23 protein-coding genes are annotated in these 23,123 nt (G+C 40.1%); 16 read left to right on the top strand and 7 right to left on the bottom strand.

The genetic code is table 11. The features are described 5' to 3' along the window. Positions 1-122: 122 nt before the first annotated feature. The 7 genes from ACLLO5_RS08150 to ACLLO5_RS08120 all read left to right on the top strand — a co-directional run bounded on the left by ACLLO5_RS08150 (position 123) and on the right by ACLLO5_RS08120 (position 8,497). Positions 123-1,304 carry a DNA cytosine methyltransferase gene (locus tag ACLLO5_RS08150; RefSeq protein WP_413174961.1) on the top strand — a complete coding sequence of 394 codons (1,182 nt, stop codon included), beginning with the start codon at positions 123-125 and terminating at the stop codon, positions 1,302-1,304. Positions 1,305-1,648: 344 nt separating this feature from the next. After that, the gene (deoC, locus tag ACLLO5_RS08145; protein ID WP_413176035.1) at positions 1,649-2,329 is read left to right on the top strand and encodes a deoxyribose-phosphate aldolase; all 681 of its coding nucleotides are present in this window, start codon (positions 1,649-1,651) and stop codon (positions 2,327-2,329) included. Positions 2,330-2,414: 85 nt separating this feature from the next. Further along, positions 2,415-3,323 (top strand): DNA repair protein RecO, encoded by a 909-nt coding sequence (gene recO / locus ACLLO5_RS08140; protein ID WP_413174960.1) that lies wholly within the window; start codon positions 2,415-2,417, stop codon positions 3,321-3,323. Beyond that, positions 3,310-4,953 carry an MFS transporter gene (locus tag ACLLO5_RS08135; protein WP_413176034.1) on the top strand — a complete coding sequence of 548 codons (1,644 nt, stop codon included), beginning with the start codon at positions 3,310-3,312 and terminating at the stop codon, positions 4,951-4,953. Before recO ends, ACLLO5_RS08135 begins: the two co-directional genes overlap by 14 nt. A gap of 314 nt (positions 4,954-5,267) precedes the next feature. Next, a complete protein-coding gene (locus tag ACLLO5_RS08130) occupies positions 5,268-6,416 on the top strand; it encodes a glycosyltransferase family 4 protein (protein WP_413174959.1) in 1,149 nt (382 codons plus the stop codon). A gap of 490 nt (positions 6,417-6,906) precedes the next feature. Then, positions 6,907-7,875, top strand: coding sequence for an orange carotenoid protein N-terminal domain-containing protein (locus ACLLO5_RS08125; RefSeq protein WP_413174958.1), 969 nt, complete (start codon positions 6,907-6,909; stop codon positions 7,873-7,875). A gap of 172 nt (positions 7,876-8,047) precedes the next feature. Then, entirely contained in the window at positions 8,048-8,497 is a 450-nt protein-coding gene (locus tag ACLLO5_RS08120; protein ID WP_413174957.1) for a DUF29 domain-containing protein, read from the top strand. Between the two features lie 84 nt (positions 8,498-8,581). On the opposite strand, the gene ACLLO5_RS08115 is transcribed toward ACLLO5_RS08120, so the two are convergent. The 3 genes from ACLLO5_RS08115 to gpmI form a co-directional block, all read right to left on the bottom strand. After that, positions 8,582-9,376, bottom strand: coding sequence for a peptidase (locus ACLLO5_RS08115; protein WP_413174956.1), 795 nt, complete (start codon positions 9,374-9,376; stop codon positions 8,582-8,584). Positions 9,377-9,382: 6 nt separating this feature from the next. Beyond that, entirely contained in the window at positions 9,383-9,616 is a 234-nt protein-coding gene (gene secG / locus ACLLO5_RS08110) for a preprotein translocase subunit SecG (RefSeq protein ID WP_413174955.1), read from the bottom strand. A gap of 234 nt (positions 9,617-9,850) precedes the next feature. Continuing rightward, the gene (gene gpmI / locus ACLLO5_RS08105; RefSeq protein ID WP_413174954.1) at positions 9,851-11,449 is read right to left on the bottom strand and encodes a 2,3-bisphosphoglycerate-independent phosphoglycerate mutase; all 1,599 of its coding nucleotides are present in this window, start codon (positions 11,447-11,449) and stop codon (positions 9,851-9,853) included. A 329-nt stretch (positions 11,450-11,778) separates the two neighbouring features. Between gpmI and ACLLO5_RS08100 the strand changes: the two genes are divergently transcribed. Next, complete coding sequence (locus tag ACLLO5_RS08100) at positions 11,779-11,991, top strand: type II toxin-antitoxin system RelE/ParE family toxin (RefSeq protein ID WP_413174953.1); 213 nt, start codon at positions 11,779-11,781, stop codon at positions 11,989-11,991. Next, complete coding sequence (locus ACLLO5_RS08095; RefSeq protein WP_413174952.1) at positions 11,963-12,244, top strand: helix-turn-helix domain-containing protein; 282 nt, start codon at positions 11,963-11,965, stop codon at positions 12,242-12,244. The genes ACLLO5_RS08100 and ACLLO5_RS08095 overlap by 29 nt, the downstream gene beginning before the upstream one ends. A gap of 364 nt (positions 12,245-12,608) precedes the next feature. Here ACLLO5_RS08095 and ACLLO5_RS08090 read toward each other — a convergent pair whose 3' ends face one another. Then, complete coding sequence (locus tag ACLLO5_RS08090; RefSeq protein ID WP_413174951.1) at positions 12,609-14,303, bottom strand: ABC-F family ATP-binding cassette domain-containing protein; 1,695 nt, start codon at positions 14,301-14,303, stop codon at positions 12,609-12,611. Between the two features lie 704 nt (positions 14,304-15,007). Between ACLLO5_RS08090 and ACLLO5_RS08085 the strand changes: the two genes are divergently transcribed. Genes ACLLO5_RS08085 through ACLLO5_RS08075 form a run of 3 tightly spaced genes read left to right on the top strand, consistent with a single transcriptional unit; the run spans position 15,008 to position 18,523 of the window. Continuing rightward, the gene (locus tag ACLLO5_RS08085) at positions 15,008-17,251 is read left to right on the top strand and encodes a cation:proton antiporter (protein ID WP_413174950.1); all 2,244 of its coding nucleotides are present in this window, start codon (positions 15,008-15,010) and stop codon (positions 17,249-17,251) included. Between the two features lie 7 nt (positions 17,252-17,258). Continuing rightward, the gene (locus tag ACLLO5_RS08080) at positions 17,259-17,771 is read left to right on the top strand and encodes a hypothetical protein (protein WP_413174949.1); all 513 of its coding nucleotides are present in this window, start codon (positions 17,259-17,261) and stop codon (positions 17,769-17,771) included. A 5-nt stretch (positions 17,772-17,776) separates the two neighbouring features. Then, complete coding sequence (locus ACLLO5_RS08075; protein ID WP_413174948.1) at positions 17,777-18,523, top strand: AMIN domain-containing protein; 747 nt, start codon at positions 17,777-17,779, stop codon at positions 18,521-18,523. A gap of 89 nt (positions 18,524-18,612) precedes the next feature. On the opposite strand, the gene ACLLO5_RS08070 is transcribed toward ACLLO5_RS08075, so the two are convergent. Then, entirely contained in the window at positions 18,613-19,155 is a 543-nt protein-coding gene (locus ACLLO5_RS08070) for a DUF3172 domain-containing protein (RefSeq protein ID WP_413174947.1), read from the bottom strand. A 138-nt stretch (positions 19,156-19,293) separates the two neighbouring features. Further along, positions 19,294-19,443 (bottom strand): hypothetical protein, encoded by a 150-nt coding sequence (locus ACLLO5_RS08065; protein ID WP_413174946.1) that lies wholly within the window; start codon positions 19,441-19,443, stop codon positions 19,294-19,296. A 63-nt stretch (positions 19,444-19,506) separates the two neighbouring features. Between ACLLO5_RS08065 and ACLLO5_RS08060 the strand changes: the two genes are divergently transcribed. Further along, complete coding sequence (locus tag ACLLO5_RS08060) at positions 19,507-19,965, top strand: hypothetical protein (RefSeq protein ID WP_413174945.1); 459 nt, start codon at positions 19,507-19,509, stop codon at positions 19,963-19,965. Positions 19,966-20,034: 69 nt separating this feature from the next. Here ACLLO5_RS08060 and ACLLO5_RS08055 read toward each other — a convergent pair whose 3' ends face one another. Beyond that, positions 20,035-20,511, bottom strand: coding sequence for an NAD(P)H-quinone oxidoreductase subunit N (locus ACLLO5_RS08055; RefSeq protein WP_413174944.1), 477 nt, complete (start codon positions 20,509-20,511; stop codon positions 20,035-20,037). An 857-nt stretch (positions 20,512-21,368) separates the two neighbouring features. Between ACLLO5_RS08055 and rplC the strand changes: the two genes are divergently transcribed. The 3 genes from rplC (at position 21,369) to ACLLO5_RS08040 (ending at position 23,010) form a co-directional block, all read left to right on the top strand. After that, positions 21,369-22,004 (top strand): 50S ribosomal protein L3, encoded by a 636-nt coding sequence (gene rplC / locus ACLLO5_RS08050; RefSeq protein ID WP_413174943.1) that lies wholly within the window; start codon positions 21,369-21,371, stop codon positions 22,002-22,004. A 66-nt stretch (positions 22,005-22,070) separates the two neighbouring features. Next, complete coding sequence (rplD, locus tag ACLLO5_RS08045) at positions 22,071-22,703, top strand: 50S ribosomal protein L4 (protein WP_413174942.1); 633 nt, start codon at positions 22,071-22,073, stop codon at positions 22,701-22,703. Continuing rightward, the gene (locus tag ACLLO5_RS08040) at positions 22,696-23,010 is read left to right on the top strand and encodes a 50S ribosomal protein L23 (protein ID WP_413174941.1); all 315 of its coding nucleotides are present in this window, start codon (positions 22,696-22,698) and stop codon (positions 23,008-23,010) included. The genes rplD and ACLLO5_RS08040 overlap by 8 nt, the downstream gene beginning before the upstream one ends. The last annotated feature ends 113 nt before the right edge of the window (positions 23,011-23,123 follow it).

Here is a 23,123-nt window from a genome sequence, read left to right as displayed (position 1 = left end):
AAAAATAGAATAATTTTCATAAACGAGGACGTAGAAAAATAAAATTTTGAATTTCTATTCGTGGTGCTGCTGAAAGATACTAGTAAATTTACTATACACTAATACTAAATATAATTAAGTTAGTGACTGATATTTTTCCCACCATCTTCTCCTTTTTCTCCGGTTCAGGATTCCTCGACTTAGGTTTTGAAACCACAGGCTATAACATCGCTTATGTTAACGAAATCTTCCCCCCATTCATGTCTGCTTATCGCTATTCACGGGAAATACTCAACCTCCCACAACCGGAATATGGATATCATCAAGGAGAAGACGCAGACGTAAGCAAATTAATAGCAGGAACACCAGCACAAAGATTAAATGAATTAATCAAAGATTCCCGGAAATCAAATCATATAATTGGCTTTATTGGTGGTCCACCTTGTCCTGATTTTTCTGTCGGTGGCAAAAACAAAGGACATTTAGGTGATAATGGTAAACTCTCATCTGCTTATATAGAATTGATTTGTCAAAACTTACCCGATTTCTTTTTATTTGAAAATGTCAAAGGTTTGTGGAGAACAACAAAGCACCGTTTATTTTATGAATCATTGAAAATAAAATTACAACAAGCAGGTTATATTTTAACAGAACGGTTAATTAATGCTATTGAATATGGCGTACCTCAAGATAGAGATAGAATTATTTTAATTGGCTTTAAAAATAATTTTCTCAAAGATATAGGAATAAAAGATGATTTTGCATTTCCTTGGGGAAAATATATTTTATATCCTCAAGATAAAGTCTTTGCATATCCTTGGAATAAGTGCGAACCATTTAAAGAAGATTCTATAATTCTTTGTCCTGATTATATTCCTCAAGAATTAACCGTTGAATATTGGTTTAGAAAAAATGATGTTCTAAACCATCCCAACACAAAACATTATTTTCAACCCAGAGCAGGTATCACCAAATTTGCTACTATTGATGAAGGAGATGATTCAAAAAAGTCATTTAAACGTCTCCACCGGTGGCGTTATTCTCCTACCGCTTGTTATGGTAATAATGAAGTACATCTGCATCCTTATAAAATTCGACGTATTTCTGTCGCGGAAGCTTTAGCTATTCAATCTTTACCCGCTAATTTTTCACTTCCAGAACATATCTCACTTACGAATATGTTTAAAACTGTGGGTAATGGCGTTCCATACTTAGCAGCGAAAGCTTTAGCTCAAACTATTCTGGACTTTTTAGAACCTGGAGTTACAAACAATAAGATATCCAATTTTTTGGAAACAGAACTTACGCCACTGATACCTTGGTAAGGTGCGTCAGACTGGATAAATTTAGTAAATAAACAAATTTTTGATATCTGACGAACCCTACAATAAATTCTTGGTGTGACACTTGTGTGAGTCTTAAGAAAAATCAGGAAATCGAAATTGACAACGACAGGACTTCTATTTGATGATTTGATTTTTAAAATATAGTTAGGGTGGGTAATGTTCACCAAAATCCGCATAATCAACCATCAAGCGGCTTTCACTCCTGAATTCTCATCCCTGAATTCTCACTCCTGACTCCTGAATTCTGCTCTATATGATTTAATATATAAGAAACGTCTTACTTTTTCATAAAGATTAATAATCTATTACTGGTATAATAAATGATGGCAGCAGACTATCCAAACATTGATATTGCGCCATTTATAGATCACTCTCTGCTGTTACCAACTACTACTCCAGAGCAGGTTGAAAAATGGTGTGATGAAGCATACAGGTTTAATTTTGCAACGGTTTGTGTGCATCCCTGTTATGTCAAGCAAGCGGTTGAACTCCTCCACAATAAAAACCCCAAAGTCTGTACTGTCATTGGTTTTCCCACTGGTGGGACAACTTCATCAGTTAAGTTTTACGAAGCTCAAGAAGCGTTGGAAAATGGTGCTTCCGAGTTAGATGTGATGATTAATGTCGGATGGTTAAAAGCTGGAAAAACTGAGGAAGTTCATCGAGAAATTGCTACAATTTGTGAAGTAGCTGGGCAATGTGTCAAGGTGATTTTAGAAACTAGCCTACTCACAGACCCAGAGAAAAGAATAGCTGCGGAACTAGCTATGGATGCAGGTGCAGCATTCTTAAAAACCAGTACAGGTTGGAATGGTGGCGCTACTGTAGCGGATGTGTCCTTATTAAAGGAAATAGCACGGGAAAGGGTGGGAATCAAAGCATCAGGAGGGATTCGTACCCACAATGAAGCCTTAGATTTAATCATGGCTGGTGCTACTAGGTTAGGAACATCTCGCGGTATAGAATTGCTCCGTCAACGCAATAACCCGGAAAAAACAGAATAGTCATTTGTCATTTGTTCTGTGTCAGTTGTTTTGTTACTGACAACTGGCTAATAACCAATGATTAATAACTAATGGCTAATAACTAATGAGTAGAACTTATCAAGCAACTGGCATTAATCTCAAAACCCAGGCGTTGGGAGAGTCAGATAAGATAGTGACCATTTTAACTAAAGAATTCGGTTTGATTCGGGCGATCGCCACTGGGGCGCGTAAACACAACTCCAGCTTAGGCGGTAGAAGCGGAATGTTCGTAGTTAATCAATTACTAATTTCCCAAGGGCGATCCTCACAGTCTTCTACACCAACCCTCGATAGAATTACTCAAGCGGAAACTATAAAAACTTATCCAGGTCTAACCAAAGACTTGGGAAAATTAGCTGCTAGTCAGTATTTAGCCGAAATAGTCCTATGTCAAGCTTTAAGCGAACAACCCCAAGAAGAAATTTATGAATTACTCAATGAACATCTCCAGCGCCTAGAAGCCTTACCCAAAAGTCAGGGATTAGATGTAGTCGCACATCTGGCACATGGAGTCTTTCACTTCTTAGCTTTAGCAGGACTAACGCCTCAAGTCCAATTTTGTTGCTTAACCCAGCGTCTCCTCACACCAGACCTAACAAATCCCAACTGGAAAGTAGGATTTAGCATCTCTGCTGGCGGTACAATTTGCTTACAAGCGTGGGAACAGTTAAGAAAAGAAAAGGATAAACAAAGAAAGGAAGAAATTTCCTCAGCCCCCAATCCTCCCTATCAAACGGTTGTCCATCACCAAGACTTACCAAAAATTTCCCGTCGTCTGGGTGCAAAAGAACTAAATATGCTCCAACATTTGTCCCAACCAGAGATAATGCAAATAGATGCAGCCTCCGATTATGGCTGGTTATCTGTTGAGCAGATTTTGCGCCAGTACACCCAGTACCACCTTGGCCGCCCTATTCGCTCTGCTACCTTGATTGATTCTTATTTTGCCGCCAACCATGATGCAATCGTCTAATTTGGATAGAAAAATCCCGCCTCTATCTCCTAGCCAAGCTCAAAACAAGAATAGGGTATCAGAATCTACAAGACTTAATCATTTAAATTCTGTTTCCCCACCTCAGCCTGGCCAAATTAATCACCAGGAAACGTCTCTCCCAGATATTGCTGATGATCAAAAGGAGAAAACAGAAATTAACTTAACTGATATCCCTAAACCATCAGCACCACATTCTGATATCTCCGTACAAATAGCTGAAGAAAATAGTAAAGTTAATACATATCAAAAGACTTTGCCAGAAGCAATATCAACAGAAACATCACAATTAAATGGTTCAGGTTCGGGTGGAGAAACTGTATCAGGAGATGTAGATAAACAAGGGTTTTTTCCTGTCTTGAAAAATCCGAATTTTCTAGCTCTTTGGGGTGGTCAAATCTTCTGTCAACTGGCGGATAAAGTCTATCTGGTACTAATGATTGCTCTGATTAATAGCGAGTTTCAACAGGGCGGTCAAAGCATTAGTGGTTGGGTGTCGGCGTTAATGATGATTTTTACCATCCCCGCAGTGCTGTTTGGTTCTGTCGCTGGTGTGTTTGTAGATCGCTGGTCAAAAAAAGTTGTGCTGGTGGCATCAAATATTTGGCGCGGTATTCTAGTTTTAGCCATCCCTTTTTTACTTTGGTTAACCCATGATTGGCAACCAGTGGGAGTTTTGCCTGTGGGTTTTCTGATGATTTTGGCAGTGACTTTTTTGGTTTCCACATTAACACAGTTTTTTGCCCCAGCGGAACAAGCGGCTATTCCTTTGGTGGTGGAAGAACAGCATTTACTTTCGGCTAATTCCCTGTACACAACGACGATGATGGCCTCGGTAATTGTCGGTTTTGCTGTGGGAGAACCAGTTTTGGTATTAGCGGATGGAATTTGGGCAAAATTTGGTGGTAGTGGAGGACTGGGTAAGGAAATTTTGGTTGGTGGTAGTTATGCGATCGCCGGAATTATTTTATTACTGCTCAGAACTAACGAAAAACCCCACCCCCCAGAAACAGAATTCCCTCATGTTTTCTCTGACCTGCGCGACGGTTTGCGTTATCTCCAAGAAAATCAGCGTGTCCGTAATGCTTTATTACAACTAATTATCTTATTTTCTGTCTTTGCAGCCTTAACCGTACTCGCAGTTCGCATGGCGGAAATTATACCCAATCTCAAAGCTTCCCAATTTGGCTTTTTACTCGCATTTGGCGGTCTTGGTATCGCCGGTGGTGCAACCATTCTCGGTCAATTTGGACAACGTTTTTCCTATAGGCTACTTAGTCTGTGGGGTTGTCTCGGCATGGCAGCATCTTTATTCGGTCTTTCTATCTTCACCACCCAGCTAGGTGCAGTGCTACTCTTACTAGCTTTAGTTGGTGTATTTGGGGCTTTGGTGGGTATCCCAATGCAAACAGCTATTCAAACTGAAACACCCCCAGAAATGCGCGGCAAAGTGTTTGGGCTGCAAAATAATGTGATTAATATCGCCCTTACCCTACCCCTAGCATTAGCAGGTGTAGCCGAAACCTTTCTTGGCTTACAGTCCGTCTTTTTGGCATTAGCTATCATCGTTTTCTTGGGCGGGATCTTAACCTGGTACAATTCCCGTGGTTAGTGATTAACTTAGTGAAATCTTTGGTTTTCGTGCTAAACTTATTCCAGCCAAAATCCATCCCATACTTGCTGGGAATCAACCAAACATTATTCTGATTAAGTTGTAATTCAATTCATTAATTAACAACTTACAAACTGTAACACTACAACCATAAAATTTCTCGTTCAATAGGCTTAAATATAAGCTTATTAAACTAAATTAAATATGGACTTAGTTAAGCATGATCAAAAAATCAGCAAGTATAACAGGATAAAAACAGCTAAGTATAAAAAACAAATAATCTTAACCCGATTTTATTCATAGCTAATCAAAGAATGCGTATAGCCTGGATTGGAAAAAAATCGCCCTTTTGCGGCAATGTCACCTACAGTCGAGAAATTACCAATGCGTTGCTAGACCGGGGACATCAAGTTAGCTTTCTTCACTTTGCTCAAGAAGAATCCCAAGCAGATAACTGGCCTAATTTTCAGGAAGTTTCTTTACCCTTCATTTACAAATCTCAGGTTTACACCATTCCCACTTTTAAAGCGACTAAAGTTTTAACTGAGTCACTACGGGAAATCAAACCAGATATTGTTCATGCTTCCTTGACTCTATCAACTCTGGATTTTGTGTTACCAGAAATTTGTGAAGAATTAAATGTCCCTCTTATTGCCACTTTCCACACTCCATTTGCTGGTAAAGGGGCAAAATTAATTTCTGGTACGCAGCTTTTAGCATATCAACTATACGCACCTTTTTTAGATCACTATGATCGGGTCATAATTTTTTCCCAAATTCAAAGGGAATTATTGGCACGTATGGGAGTAAGGGAAGAAAAGATTGCTGTTATTCCTAACGGTGTTGATACTACTAAGTATTCTCCTGGGAGTTCTCAAATCAAAGCTGAATTTGATGCAGAACGCTTATTTGTCTACCAAGGTCGCATAGCTCCAGAAAAAAACGTTGAATCCATGTTACGCGCTTGGAAGCAGTCAGACATGGGGGCTGGTAGTAAGTTATTAATGGTTGGTGATGGCCCATTAAAATCTTCCTTAGAAACTTTTTATGGTGCAGAATACGGCATCCACTGGTTAGGATTTATAGCAGATGAAAACCGCCGTGTAGAAATATTACGCGGTGCAGATGTATTTATTTTACCTTCTTTGGTTGAAGGTCTATCTTTATCTCTTTTAGAAGCAATGTCCTGTGGTGTAGCTTGTTTAGCCACTGATGTGGGTGCAGATGGGGAAGTATTGGAAAAAGGTGCAGGTGTAGTTATTAGTACCAGTTCTGTGCGATCGCAACTCAGAACTCTTTTACCATTATTTCAAGACCATCCAGAGTTAACAACCCTGTTAGGGCAGAAAGCCAGAAAACGAGTATTAGAACGTTATACCCTCAATGATAATATCACCCAATTAGAAGAACTGTATAGCCAAGTTCTTGCACAACGACCTTTAACACTCAGTTGGGGTGTTTAGTTACAGAGGCAGGAGGACGAAGGCAGGAGGCAGGAGGTAATCCCCATAAATAAATTTAGGGGATTTAATCAGGACGTATTTTTCCTTGCGCTGCGCGTCTCGGAAAAAATATTTTTATTTTTTGCATAAATAAATTTAGGGGCTTTAAACCCTTTTGGCAGAGGACAAAAATTGTATTTTCTTCCTTCTGCCTCCTGCCCTCTGCCTTTCTTCGGTAAGTCTTTTCAGCATTGGCTATAACCAAACAATCTTTCTCTCTACTTCTAGAGGGGAAGATTTTTTGTATGTTTAATTACTATATATTAGCCTGTTATCACCGACCTTTTTGCAATTCATATTTAATACATTTTGTCAATTCGTAATTCCTATTCCTTTACAAAATTTTAAAATCTCGTTACATTACTTTACATGGAACTTAAGTTACCGATAAACATTTTTAACTTAATCTTTCAAAGCGACTAATTAACAAATAATCTTGGAGATTCCGACTGTGGCTTTAACTATCCAGTCTGCTCAAACTATTTTTTCTAATACTCAAGTTCCTAGTCCCATTCCCGCTACCATAGCTTTATTCGATCAACTTAACGTTGATGATCAATTAGCATATCTCTGGTATGCTTATACTGAAATGGGTAAAACCATTACGCCAGCAGCACCTGGAGCAGCACGCTTACAACTAGCCGAAGGTTTGCTAACCCAAATTAAGCAAATGTCTCCTGAAGAACAAACAAAAGTAATGCGGGATTTGGCCAGTCGTGCTGATACTCCTATTAGTCGTTCCTATGGATTCTTTAGTGTCAATACCAAACTAGCTTTCTGGTACGAGTTAGGAGAATTGATGAAACAGGGACTCATCACTCCCATCCCCGTTGGTTATCAAATGTCCCCTGGTGTAAAAGTAGTATTAGAAGCCACACAAAAACTTGATCAAGGTCAGCAAATTACCGTCCTGCGGAATACCGTAGTCGATATGGGGTTTGATACTTCTGAACTTGGCCCCAGTAGTTACCCCAAAGCAGATACAGAACCTGCTTTCCCACGCACAACACCAGTTATTTCCTCAGTTAAAATTGACGGTGTTACCGAACCCGCTGTTTTGGGCTACATTGAAGCTATGAATGCAGATAACTTTGATGCTGCTATTGCCCTATTTACTCCCGACGGTGCGCTACAACCACCATTCCAGAAGCCAATAGTAGGCCAAAAAGCGATCGCTAAATATATGCGTGAAGAAGCCCAAGGACTCAACATGATGCCAAAACAAGGCATTTGTGAAGTTCAACCAGATGGTTCTAAGCAACTGAAAATCACAGGAGTAGTGCAAACTCCTTGGTTTGGTGTTAACGTTGGTATGAATATTTCTTGGCGGTTTTTAATCAATCCTGAAGGAAAAATCTTCTTCGTAGCAATAGATATGCTTGCATCTCCTCAAGAACTCATGAACCTACGTCGAATTTAATCAAATCAGGAGGCTGTTTAAATTGAGCTATTTTTACAGCCTCTGTATCTATTCAATAATAGGGTAAAAGTTATTGACACCGACCGAAAAATTTGTTATCATAGACTCGATAAGGAAGAACTATTCTAATTTACTAAGAACAAGATAAATTATTAAACTAAATCAACAAATAATGAAAACAGCCATTGACATCAAGGAATTATATGAATCTAATTACCTACAATGGCTAGAAGAGACAATTAAATCTCTTAAGTCTCGTCAGTTAGGAGATATTGACTATGAAAATTTAATAGAAGAGTTAGAAGCATTGGCTAAAAACGAAAAAAGACGAGTAAGAAGTTTATTAGAACAGATTATTAGACACTTATTACTTTATCAAAATTGGCATATAGAAAAAGCCCGAAATGCTAACCATTGGGCAGCAGAAATTATTAGTTTTCGTAATCAAATAAATGAAGAATTAACCACTAACTTACGCAACCATTTAGAAGAAAACATTAATCTTATTTACGGCAATGCCTTAGATTATTTTAAAACCAAAACAAAACTAACCAATTTACCAGAACTATGTCCCTACACCTTAGATCAGATTTTAGATAAAAACTGGTTGCCTTCATCTTAAAATATTATTTTTGATTATTTTTGCATCTTTGCATGAGTTCAAAAAGGTGTGGACTTTAAACCCTACACCCTGGTTTTGGTAAATTCAATCTTTCTCTAAAACAGGCCACCCCAAACTTGTAGATTGTTCATAAACCTTTTTTAAAGTATTCACATCCCGCACAGAAATAGATGGTGGATTGAGAACTTGAGAAAAATAAAGCGCATCGGTTTGTAACTGACTATGACCCCAAATCCCTAAAGCGTGTCCGAGTTCATGACGTGCAGCGGATAGAACATAATCACCAGTTTGACTAGGACTCAGCAGAATTGTAAACCGATGAGAGAAAATATTATTTTTAGTATATAAATCATAAACAGTTAAAGCCGAACGCGCACGGGGAATTTTACTACCAGCTTCAATTTGTAAAGGTGGTGCTTTTCGGAAAATTTTAATATCTGCAATTTCAGCTTTTTCAACAACCTGCAAAGGTAAATAAACATTCCACTCTTGAACAGCTTGCAGAACACTATTAACCCATATTTGAGACTGTTTTTCACTTACTCCTGTTGGTGTTTCTATCTTCACCTTTACCGGAAAACTTGACCAAATGAAATAACCAACTTTAGTAGGTTTAATTTGATCAAAATAATCACCACTATCGGTTTTATCTTGCCACCTTTCCAAGGTAGCTGGTAAAGGATGGGGTTTTTGAGAAGTTTGGAGAGAAGTTGATAATTGGAAGTTTCTATCCTGTTCCCTGAAAACAGCATTAACTTGAAAGTTAGTAAAAACAACTAGCAGTCCTGTAATTATTACTAAAGACAGAACTGCTAATAAGTGTCGCCAAAATACTTTATTTCGGCGTTTGGATATCAGATTTTGGGTTTTTTTCCCCATTGTTAATTATTTAGGCAACCAGTTAGCACTTAAAACCACAGTTAAACCAAGAAACATTACTACTAATGCCCAAGTAACTCGATTTAATGTATTTTCTGCACTCTTGGTACTGCTGAACAATTGTGCTTGTCCACCGATCGCACCAATACCATCACCTTTAGGACTATGTAGTAATACAAGAATAATCAAACCTAAAGCGGAAAATGCCCAAATACCTTGCACGATGTTAGTAAGTGTCATAATTAATTCAAAATTCAAAATTCAAAATCAACAAAAATACAGCATATTGCAGGTAAATGAGGTGAAAATTTCAGAACAAAGCCTGATGCTAAGAGGCTTTCAACCATGTTCCCTGTTCCCTGCTGTAAATATAAATCGCGGCTACACAGGTTAAACCTTGATTTTTTTCAGTCCATGTATGTGGACTTTGTTTAGTATAGCCGCGATTTATAATTGCCAAGAATTGAATCTATTTTACAAACCTACTTGTGCAGGAGTGCGACTAGGTTTCAACTCATATTCTGATGCTTTCAGGAGCGATCGCCCGGTCATTTCTGGTGGCTGGGGTAGCTGTAAAATATCCAGAATAGTTGGGGCAATATCGGCTAACTTGCCATCATTTCTCAATTCCACATTAGTTCCATATCCAGGTATTTTGACTTTTTCGCCTTCTACCAGGATGAGGGGAACTGGGTTAGTGGTGTGAGCCGTCCAAGGATTACCCTCTTCATCTAGCATATACTCAGCGTTGCCGTGGTCAGCAGTAATAATTGCCGTACCCCCAACTTTGCCAATACAGCCGATGAGACGACCCAAACAGCGATCCACTGTTTCAATCGCTGTGACTGTGGCTTCTACTAGTCCCGTATGCCCTACCATGTCCGGGTTAGCATAGTTCATTACCACCAGAGAGTAGATGCCCTTTTCGATCGCAGCGATCGCCACATCAGTCACCGCTTTTGCTGACATTGCCGGTTCTTTGTCATAAGTAGCCACCATTGGACTACTGACCAGTTCCCGGTCTTCTCCCTCACAAGGTTCTTCTAGTCCCCCATTAAAGAAATAGGTGACGTGAGCATATTTTTCCGTTTCCGCAGTCCGGAATTGTTTTAAACCTTGATCAGCAATAACTTCACCCAGAATATTGCTTAGATTTTGAGGTGCAAAAGCTACAGAAACAGATAATTCTGGATCATACTGGGTGAAAGTTACAAAGGACAGCGGCTGAATTTGCTGTCTTTCAAAACCGTCAAACTTAGGACTAACAAAAGCTTGAGTTAATTGTCTGGCACGGTCTGGGCGGAAATTGAAAAATATTACCCCATCACCGGGTTCTACTGCGCCAGCAGTCAGTCGAACCGGGAGAACAAACTCGTCAGTGATACCTTCAGCGTAAGATGCTTGCAACACTCCTACCGCCGTCAGTCCATTGCCAGCACCATCTTGTGTCATAACATCGTAAGCCCGTTGGACTCGATCCCAACGGCGATCGCGATCCATTGCATAATAGCGTCCACTGACTGTTGCTATCTGCCCAATTCCGGTGCGATCTATGTAGTCTTGCAGATGTTGAATTGCTTTTATGCCTTCCATTGGTGGTGTATCACGTCCATCAGTAATGGCGTGAATCAACACTTGTGACAGTTGCTCTTTCTTGGCTAAGTCAAGTAGTCCAAATAGATGAGTTAGATGCGAATGTACCCCTCCATCAGAACAAAGCCCTACTAGATGCAACTTGCCATTGCGAGAGCGAACTTCTTGGCAAATTTTGACAAGTGCCGGGTTAGAGGCTAGAGAACCGTCTTCAACCGCATCTGAGATGCGTACTAGTTCTTGGGGAACCACACGCCCAGCGCCAATATTCAAATGACCAACTTCCGAGTTGCCCATTTGACCTTCTGGCAACCCTACAGCTTTTCCTGATGTGCGAATGAGGGTGTGGGGATAAGCTGCCCATAAACTATCCATGATTGGAGTTTTAGCAGCCGCGATCGCGTTTCCTCGCTTGTCCTCACAGTAGCCCCACCCATCTAAAATGACTAGCACCACAGGAGCAACAGGTGCTTTGGTCATAGTAAAATTGCCCTTTACTTTTTGTAATATCCGAATGATACCATTGCTAACCGCTAGTTGAAGCAAGAAGTTGAAGAAGATAGTATTTGCAGGAGTTATAGCTGTTAGAAGTCAGGAGTTAGGAGTTGGGGTTGAGAACTTGAGAATTATTATTAATATTTATTAATGGTCTGAATATCATTCCCAAGATTAGGAAGTCTAGAATTTGATGATGCTCATACTTCAGATGAAATTGGTATGCTAATGTAATTACTTTTTAAGAATTATTTTTTTCCTCTACAGAAATTATAGCACTTAGTGCTATAATTTAGTTAAAGGGTTTCCGTACATTGATTGCTACTAACAAGGAAGATAGCTGGTTTTTTGTGTTTGAGTTTCCAAAAAACGAGCGTAGCAATATTGATCAGGATGAAAAAGAAGCCTTGAAAAAACTGTCATCAGAACTGCTGTCTCTAACAGCAGAGGCTATTGAAACAGCAAAATTGAAAGATGAACTAATAGAGGTAATCTGTAATGAGGAAGAAGAAGTCAGCAATTCTTGAGGCTGTTCACGAAACAGCTATAGGACTATACAAGGCTGGTGTAATGAGTCAAGTTACGTTACGCGAATTTGATAGCTTGTGTTTACCTCCAATTGAACCGCTAGAACCTCAACAAATTAAGCAACTTCGTGAATCATTTAATGTAAGCCAATCTGTGTTTGCTGCTATTTTAAACATCAGTTCATCAACTGTTCAAAAATGGGAAATTGGGCAAAAAAACCTACAGGCGCGGCTCTTAAATTACTACATTTAGTCCGTAAAAAAGGTTTGGACAGTTTAATTTATTAATCTAACCTGATTGCCAAATAAGTAAGAAATTGCGGTTTTCAACTGCTGGAATAATCTGCTAATTTTAATCTTAGGACTTACGCAAAAGTAACAGAAAAATGAACCGCGTTCGCGCAGCGTCCCGATAGCTTGCGTAGCGACGTAGGAGCTATAGGGATAGACGCGTTCGCGGAGCGTGCCGTAGGTATTAGGACACGAAGGAAAGAGCGTTTAGAGAAATTCTGTGTAAGTCCTAAATCTATGCAGGTAGAAAGTGAAAGACCAAATCCCCAACTTCTTCAAGAAATTAGGGATTTGAACTTTTATATGAGTGATCAAAACTCAATATTTTACTTTCTCTTAGCGCCAGCCTTAGCAGCTTTAGCCGCTTTTTTAGCCGCTTTTTCTGCTTCTATGGCTGCTAACTTAGCTTGTTCTTTCTCTTCAGCAATCTTGTTGAGGTAGTAATGGTAATCTCCCAAATAAACCCGGAATTCCCCATCCCGAATTTCTACGATTTTGTTGGCCACTTGAGAGATAAAATAACGGTCGTGGGATACTACAATCGCTGTACCATCATAATTTTGCAAAGATTCTTCCAACATTTCTTTGGCTGGAATATCTAAGTGGTTTGTCGGCTCATCCAAAATGAGTAAATTCGCTGGACGTAAGAGCATTTTTGCTAATGCTAAACGGGCTTTTTCACCCCCGCTTAATGCCGCAACTTTCTTAAAGACAGTATCACCAGCAAATAAAAAACGTCCCAAAAGTGTGCGAACTTCTTCGTTTGTCCAGTCGGGAACTTCATCATGAATGGTTTCCATGACTGTTTTGTTCAAATCCAAAGCTTCTGCTTGGTTTTGCTCAAAGTAACCAGGAATGACGTTGTGATCACCCAGTTTAACAGTTCCTTCGGTGGGTGGTTCTGCACCCATAATAATTTTCAACAGTGTAGATTTACCCGCACCGTTGGGACCCAAGAAAGCGATTCTATCTCCCCGTTCAATCAGCAGGTTTGCACCTAGAAAGAGAATTTTATCGCCATAAACATGAGTTAATTCTTTAATTTCTACCACTTCCCGACCGCTGCGGGGTGCGGGTGGAAAACGAAAATGCAGTGTTCTGACTCCACCAGTGGGGGCTTCGATTCGTTCTATTTTGTCTAGTTGTTTTTCTCGGCTTTTTGCTTGGGTACTTCGGGTTGCACTAGCGCGAAATCTATCAACAAATGCTTGTTGCTTTTCTAATTCCTTTTGTTGACGTTCAAAGGCGCTCAATTGTGCTGATTGATTTTCAGCTTTTTGTTGCAGGTAAGATGAGTAATTACCAAGGTATGTACTAGAAACGCCACGTTCAGTTTCTACAATTTGGTTGCAGAGACGGTCAAGAAATTCCCGGTCATGGGAAACTATGACCATGGGGGTAATTAATCCTCTAAGGTAATTTTCTAACCACTCGATGGTTTCTAAGTCTAAGTGGTTTGTCGGTTCGTCCAGCAGTAACAAATCTGGCTTTTGCAGTAGGATTTTACCCAAACTCATCCGCATTTGCCAACCACCGGAGAAAGCACTCACCAAGCGATCGCCATCTTCTACCTGAAATCCCATCTCTGGTAAAATCTTACCAATGCGGGTATCTAAGCTGTAACCATCCAAAGCTTCAAATTTACGTTGCCAGCGATCCATCTGGTGAATCAGTTCATCTAGCTCTTCTGGCGTAGCGGTTTCCATATCTCGATGCACCTGAGCCAAAGCTAACTGCACTTGGTTAGCTTCTTTAAATACTGTCCAAAATTCTTCATTAACAGTGCGACTTGGATCTACTTCAAATTCTTGGTTGAGGTAGGCTATATGCAAACTGGAAGGGCGGATAATTTCTCCAGATGTGGGTTCCATTTCCCCAGAAATAATTTTCAATTGGGTGGATTTTCCCGCACCGTTAACGCCTACTAAGCCAATGCGATCGCCTGGTTTGACTTCCCAGTTGATATCTTTAAGAACTTCGCCAGTAGGATAAATTTTACTAATATGTTCGAGTCGCAGCATCCAGTATCTCTCAGGTAGGGGATTAGGAGGGGTAAAGCTAAAGCCATATTTAATCTTAACAAAATTTAATGACAAATTGATATCAATATCCCCATTCGAGATTTCAGTATAAAGAAATACCGCAATAAATCGAATTAATTAAAAATACCTATAATATAAACTGAATTAATGAGGATAAATGCACAAGCTGAATGTCTTATTGAGATATCCCCTAACTAATGCTATTTCGCACCGTAAATAGAGGGGAATAAATTGCTTAAATTCCTCTTTTTTAACGATAATTTAGAAGAATCTCAGATTTTGGATACCTCACATACAACTTATAAAAATAGCAAAAATGCCAGATTGTTTGGTCTGGCTGCAAAGCTATCACCTAATAGGATAACTGAGTTGAATATTATTCAATAGGATTTTAGAGATAATTTAATCAAACTCAAAATGTAAGTTACAGTTACATTATAGGTGTTAATTCCTTGCACTTGTACAAATGTCCAAGCCATTGATATATTATTTGCCAATTTATTAAAAAATGCTTTAATTATCTTCTAAATACTGATTAATTCATGGTTAAGGAAGCTAGATTTGTATTAAAAACTGTTAACAAATTACGGACAATTCAACTTTATTTTTGCTAAAAGGTTGACAATTCCGACAGTTGTAAAGAATCATCTTAGTGAAACCGGATAGTAAATAGTGAGGAAACTATGCACACAGTTATTCTCGTTCTGGTTGAAGTGTTAATTGTGATTGGACTGTCACGACTTGTAGGACTGGCCTTTAAATCAATAAAACAACCATTAGTAATTGGTGAGATTGTGGCCGGGATTATGCTCGGTCCATCTTTATTTGGTTTAATTACTCCCCACTTGGCAGTTACCCTGTTTCCACCAGAAACAATTCCTTTCCTGAATGTTCTATCTCAGGTAGGGCTAATATTTTTCATGTTTTTAATTGGTTTAGAGCTAAATCCCAAATATCTTAGCGGTAACTTGCAAGCAGCTATTCTGATTTCAAATGTCAGCATTATTGTTCCTTTTTCTCTCGCTGCTATTTTAGCTTTGCTGCTTTATCCTCTAGTTTCCAATGGTACTGTCTCTTTTACCGCCTTTGCCTTATTTTTGGGTGCAGCGATGTCAATTACAGCCTTTCCTGTGTTGGCACGAATTATCACTGAGAATAATTTACAAGGAACACGGTTAGGGACATTAGCCTTAACTTGTGCTGCGGTAGATGATGTAACAGCTTGGTGTTTATTAGCTCTAGCGATCGCAGTTGCTCGTCATGGTAGCATTGACCAACAAGCTATTCTCACAATTATTGAAAGCCTTGTCTACATAGGTTTTATGTTCACCGTCGGGCGTTGGTTTCTCAAACGTCTAACCACCCATTATCGCCGCGCTGGACGTTTGAGCCAATTTGTTCTGGCTTTAATTTATATGGGAGTTGTCGCTTCAGCCCTGATTACGGAATTAATTGGCATTCACCTGATTTTTGGGGCATTTTTATTAGGCGCAGCCATGCCAAAAAATGCAGAATTAGTCAGAGAATTAGCCATAAAAACTGAAGATTTTGTCTTAATTTTTCTGCTGCCAGTGTTTTTTGCCTACAGTGGTTTAAAAACACAAATTGGTTTACTCAACCGTCCGGAATTATGGTTGTTATGTGCCTTGATTTTAGGAGTTGCGATCGCAGGTAAATACATTGGTACTTATGTAGCAGCCCGTGTCAGTGGCATTAACAAACGAGAAGCTTCCGCACTTGGTTGGTTAATGAATACTCGTGGTTTAACAGAATTAATTGTTTTAAATATTGGTTTAGAGTTGGGCGTGATTTCACCCTTACTTTTTACCATGCTAGTCATTATGGCCTTGGTGACAACATTTATGACATCACCATTACTAGAATGGACATATCCAAAACGGTTAATCAAATTAGATGTAGTAGAACCAGAAGCAGAACAGGAAACAGATACAGAGGTGACAGAAAGCATAGAATCTTTCGTTACCCCCTACCGCATTTTAGTACCAGTAGCTAATCCCAGCACCCAAAAAGGTCTGTTACAGCTGGCAGTAGGTATAGCTTTTAACTATCGACAACCAGCTGTTATCAATCCTCTCAGCCTGATTGAATTAGAAGAAGACTATGGTTTTGAAAGCACCCCAACAGAAGCAAACCGATTAATTGCCGAACGTCGTCAAAAACTAGAAGAATTAATTAATACCTTAGAACCGCCAAACATCTACTCCCACATCCATCCCATCATTCGCATATCCAGCAATGTCGCTAGAGAAACAGCACAAATAGCCAAAATAGAACAACCAGATTTAATTCTTGTCGGATGGCACCGTCCAGCCTTTAGCAACAATCGTTTAGGTGGAAGAGTTGGACAAATTCTCACCACTGCCCCAGTAGATGTAGCAGTATTTGTAGATAAAGGTGGAGAACGTTTAGAAAGTTTGTTAGTTCCCTACTCTGCAAATATCCATGATGATTTAGCCTTGATTCTTGCCTTGCGATTACTTATTAACAGAGATACTTGTATGTTACAGATTTTACAAGTATTAACAGTAAATCAAGTCCAAGATGAATTAAGTTATGAATTACACGCCATGATCGAGAGATTACCAGTTAGTGTACGCGATCGCATAGAAATCAAAACCGTAGCCGCCCCAGAACCAATGGAAGCCGTAGTTACAGCCTCAGAAAATGTTGATCTAACCATTGCTGGTACCAGTCGTGCTTGGGGTATTGAAAGACAAACTCTAGGACGTTACACAGATGAACTAGCAATAAAATGCCGTTCCTCACTACTCATCACCCGTCGCTACAGTCAAATTACCTCACATCTAACTTCCCTGCTACCAGAAGTTACCAACCAAGAAATAATTCGTAATTCACAGCAGGGAATAGATAATTCTCCCCAATCACCAATCACCAACAATCACTAAATTACCCATGATCAGTAATTTCAATTTTAAATCCTTAGCCTTTTATGGAGTAGCGATCTCATCAGTTCTCATCTTATTCAAAACAGTCACCGCCTATGGTGAAAATCATCTCCACCCCACCTCCCCCATTAACAGCCGCTATAGTCTCACCCTGTCCAAAAATTTGCCAAACTGCAAACAAACAAACAAACTCATTCTCAATATTTTACAATCTGGTATTTACCTAAATGCCTCATTATCACCAGCAACCACCAATGCAGATACAGAACAACAACTTAATCTTACAGGCATCTTAAAAAATCAAAACCTAGATTTATCTGGCAAAATAGACATTGCCAATTTCTGTCAAGATCCTATTTCCCAAACCAAAGCAACTCAACCCATAGCCATTCAAATGTCACAAATCAATCAAAATAATGTTCCCGGTCAAATAAAACTTAATCAAAATTCCACAACTTTAGAATTTACCGCCGTACCCCAAACAGATCAACAAGCACAACCCAAATCAAATAGCCATTAACATACATGAAAATTAAACTCAGAAACCCGAAAATTTTCCCCTTATGTCCTTTTGTTAGCTTATTTAGCTTATGTGCAGTCGTGACCCTCAACAGTAGCAACATTCTTGCCGCTGCAACAGTCGCCAAACTCAACAAATGGTACTTTAACCCCAAATCACAGCAACTAGAAATCTCCCTTTCCTCAGCCACAACCCCTGAGTATTTCTACCTTGATCAACCACCGCGTTTAGTTGTAGATTTGCCTAACACCCAATTAGGCAATGTTGACACCCAAAAAAACTATCCTGGAACCATCCAAAGAATTCGCGTTTCCCAATATAGCCCTAATATCACCCGCATAGTCATAGATTTAGAACCAGGAAGTTTTATAGATGCCAACCAAGTGAAACTTCAGCCCCTTTCCCCAAAAAACCCTACTCGCTGGGTTTTACGCCCCATATTTTCCCATAATAACACTTCTCCAGCCAATCAACCATCCCCTGCCCCATTGATGACTCTCCCACCACCATCCACCAACCTGCCCTTGAACCAACAACCATTTGTAATTGTACCGCCCCTCAACACTCAAAACCCTTCTCAACTATCCAATTTAATGATCCTCCCAGCCAATTCTCCCAATTCCTCAGATCATGGGAATACCATTACCATCCCTAATTCTTCACCCAATGTTCCTAATTCCTACAACTATACAGATCAAATTATCAATATTCCCATCATTGAATTTGGTCAACCACTACCCACTACCAAATAAAAAGTCAAAAGTCAAAATAGCGAATAGGAAATAGGATATATTTATCTTTCTCCTGACTCCTGACTCCTGACTCCCGAATTCTTCCATTTTTAGAATCTTTCTGTATCCTGAGAAGGTCCAACTGCTCCCGGTTGAGATAAGAAAAAGTTTTGAGCAGATTCATTTTGATATATACACCTAATATCTGGCTTTTCACTGTCCAAGTTACCAGTAAAGCCAAAAGTATTCAGGCGATTTTTACATTCTCTTACCTGATCTGATGTGACAAGTTTTTTATTTTCTAAAATTGCCCAGTTATTCTGCCGGAGAACACATCCAGGACGGATATTCGGCTGGGCAACATAAACATTAAAAGGATTGAGAGTCACAAACAGTCTGGCATCCATCACCATCGCACTAGCGCCATACTGCACACAAATTTCAGGGTTTGGTGCCCTCGTATCAATAAATTCACGGGAAGCTACATTTTGAGGGCTTAATGTGCTTGTCGAACTAAACGCAATCCCAATCCCAATACCCAAAATCAACACCCCTCCCAAAATAGCAATGGTGGTGAAGTTAAATATAGGAGATTGGAAAAGCGAGGGTTTAGAAGCAGTAGCAGCTGATCTACCAGTAGATTTACGTCTCATTTTTGCTTGATCACCTTCACGCCAACTTGGGAGGGAGTAGTTGGTTCTCTCCCTACTTCAGTATGACGAGTCTTGAGGAAAATTGTCCCTTATTTTTAATCTAATTACCAAATTCTCAACTCAACCTACTGACTATACTCACCTGGTAAAGTGAAGGTAAAGTGCGATCGCTAACTTACCAACAGAGTCTTTTTCATAGCTGTCTACGAGAAAATGCACCTTTGCACCTTTGCGCGAAACAAAAACAAACCCATTCAACAGCAAGTGCAAATAAACAAAGTTTTCCAAACTTTATCTCCCACCTAGTCCACAAAGCGATAATCTGACTGCATAGTGGAGAAAAACTCAGTAATGACCCAGCTTTCTAATATCCGCCAACTGTTAACTGATACCAAACTAGGACTGCTACCATATCTAGATAACCGCCTCAATGAGATTGCCACATCCTGGCAGCAACTAGAAAATCTGCATTTAGAGCCTTATGATATTGAGTTGGGGGAATGCAACACCATAGCCGCAAACGAACCCAGACCTCTAATCACTCAATCAGTTTCCCTTAAATGCTTCATCACGGGTAGTAGCAAAGATAAATTAGAACTCTTACTCTTAGCATCAGAATTACAAAATTCCCTAGACGCAACCATCTTTGAATGGAGTAACCGAGAATGGTATCAATTCGAGAAACCCTTGCGGCGACCAGTAACACAAATTACAGGTGGTTTAGATTACGAACTGCTAGAAAAACCTGCTCATTCTTGCCGTCTGGGCATCTATCGAGAATTTGATTTAATCTACACCATCAGCTTTTGAAGCACAAATTAACTCATGAAAGTCAGCAGTCAGTTAAACAACAACTGACCACTGACCACTAACCAGTAATTAACTAGCTAACAGCGTCTTTTCTAGAGGAGTCCAGCGGAAAGAGCGATCGCCACCCCGTTCAATCACAACTTTTACCCGTGGTTCCAACTTCGGCAAATTAGCCAAATACTCAACTTCCTGATCAGAAAGAATATGTCCCTCAATAATCCATAGCAATAGACCCTTAGACTTAGGTGGTAGCTGTTCTAGATGAGAACTAATCATCGGTGGCAGATAATGCACTTCACCCACCGCTGCACCACTACCAGTGCTTTTTTTGCCCAAATGAGGAGGTCTAACTCCATGAACTCTTGTCAAATATGCAGCAACATCTCCTAATCCCCTGGCAGTAATGTGGAGACTAATATAGCCAGCAGCCCGCAATCGCCGACGATACCGACCTTCATAGCCTCCTTCCAGAGGAACATATACACCCAGAGCGCCAAATTTCTCCAAATCGCGGATTAAACCATTGCCAGTGGTAATTAGTGCCATAGATTTTCGTCTTATCCCACTTAGATATCTCTATTATTCACCCTTTGATGGTAGATTAAGTTAGATTAAGTGACAGAATTTTCGCAAGCAATATCAAACCTCAAGCGTAGGCAATGATCTACATTTCCCACGTTTATCTATCCCTCAACCAAAACCACCCCAAAAAATCACTAGACAAAAATAAATCAATGATTTATATTATTAGATTGTGACCAAATAGTAAAATTAAGCATAATTTCTTAATTTAGCACCCTCAAACAGTGAAAACATCGAATGATTTGATGACTTCACAATTTACCCAGATATAATCTGGTGGAAATGCACAAGAGACTGCTAAACTAGAAAAGCTTTCAGGTCAAACTCAGAAGCCAATGGCTGCCAACCCAAAGCCAAATAAAAGCTTCAGCCCATGTTCACTCCCGCAGCCCCTAAAAAAAGGCAAATCCTCAAACAATAGTTTAAGGTATTTAGAGAAGTAGAGCCTGAATAGCAATTTTCAGGAAACGGATACTGAGCGGAAAATCCCCACTTAAGTCCCACTACAATCGGAGAGTGCCAGAGCAATCGCTTGGACGAAAGCATTGCTGCACAAAGCGCAAAGCAATAACGTCTTGATTGATTTCAGAAGTAACACCTTTTCATAAAGAAGGTAATTATGACTGTTCTGGTGACCAAGTGAGTGAACAATAAACGGATTCACCAAACAGCAGAGTCGTAGTTTGTTACGTCACAAAAGATTTGGACTGGCATTAGACAGTGCAAATTTCGGAGGATAAAGCCTCCGTGATGACGTTATTCACACTTGTCTCTAAAAATCCGATTCCAAGGTCAGCAACTAGAAAGGAGAACCAGTTACTGTGTCTGTAGGTATTCTCGGCACCAAGCTGGGCATGACCCAAATATTTGACGAAGCAGGAGTAGCCATTCCTGTTACCGTAATTCAAGCCGGGCCATGCACTGTTACACAAGTTAAAACAAAACAGACCGACGGTTACTGTGCCATTCAAATTGGTTATGGCGTAGTTAAACCCAAGGCGTTAAACAGACCCCTGCTAGGCCACCTAGCTAAATCATCCGCTCCAGCATTGCGTCACTTGAACGAGTATCGCACTGATGCCTCCGGTGATTATGCTTTAGGTCAAGAACTTAAAGCAGATATTTTTAGTGCAGGTCAAATTGTCGATGTAATCGGTACAAGTATCGGTCGCGGTTTTGCCGGCAACCAGAAGCGTAATAACTTCGGTCGCGGTCCCATGTCACATGGTTCTAAAAACCACAGAGCGCCCGGTTCCATCGGTGCAGGTACAACCCCTGGTCGTGTTTATCCTGGAAAACGGATGGCAGGACGTTTGGGAGGTACTCGAGTCACAATTCGCAAACTGACCATAGTGCGAGTAGATGCAGATCGCAACTTAATCCTGATTAAGGGTGCTATCCCTGGTAAACCAGGTGCATTAGTGAATGTCGTACCCACAAATAAAGTCGGTAGATAGTAAATAGTTTTAGTTGTTTAGCTGTCAGCGTCAACTGACCACTGGCAACCGAGAAAGGACACAAAGATGGTTGAGAGTGTAGTTAAAAATTGGCAAGGAGAGCAAGTTGGCGAAACCAGCTTTGACTTGCGAGTTGCCAAAGAAGCAACAGCGGCGCATATAGTACATCGCGCCCTCGTCAGACAAATGACCAATTCTCGCCAAGGAACAGCCAGCACAAAAACTCGTTCCGAAGTGCGTGGTGGTGGTCGCAAACCTTGGCGGCAAAAAGGCACAGGCCGCGCCCGTGCTGGTTCTATCCGTTCACCTTTATGGCGTGGTGGTGGTGTCATCTTTGGACCAAAGCCCAGAGATTTCAACCTCAAGTTAAACCGTAAAGAGAGACGTTTAGCACTGCGGACAGCCTTCGTTAGTCGCGCCGAAGATTTAATTGTTGTAGAAGAATTTAGCAACGAACTACAACGACCCAAAACCAAGGACTTGGTAGCAGCATTAACCCGTTGGGGAGCAGCACCAGAACAAAAATCCTTGTTAATTTTGTCTGAAATAGCAGAAAACGTACTTTTATCAGCCCGCAACATAGAGAACTTAAAACTAATTGCAGCTGACCAGTTAAATGTTTACGATTTGCTCCACGCTGACAAAATCGTTGTGACACCAGCAGCTTTAGAAAAAATTCAGGAGGTCTACAGTGCCTAACTTTGACCCCCGCAACCTTGCTGACCTAGTGCGTCGCCCCATTCTGACAGAAAAGGCGACCATCCTTATGGAGCAAAATAAATACACATTTGAAGTAACTCCAAAATCGAGCAAGCCAGAAATTAAAGCCGCAATTGAAGACTTGTTTCAAGTCAAAGTTATAAAAATCAACACTGCCTTACCACCACGCAAACAGCGTCGCGTTGGTAAATTTATCGGTTACAAGCCTCAATACAAACGAGCTATTGTCACCGTTGCACCTGGAGACGAAGACAAAATCAGAAAACTTCTCTTCCCAGATGTCTAAGAATTTTAGATTTTAGATTTTAGATTTTAGATTGGGCTGGTAAATAATCACCAAAAAACAATTAAAAATCAGAAATCGAAATCAATAAAATTCTCAAGCCCAAATCGAAAATC

It is taken from the genome of Anabaena azotica SJ-1 (assembly GCF_047275885.1).
Taxonomy (GTDB): Bacteria; Cyanobacteriota; Cyanobacteriia; order Cyanobacteriales; family Nostocaceae; genus Trichormus_B; species Trichormus_B azotica_A.
The sequence above is the reverse complement of the archived record's forward strand: the minus strand, read 5'-3'. Positions and strand labels throughout refer to the sequence as shown.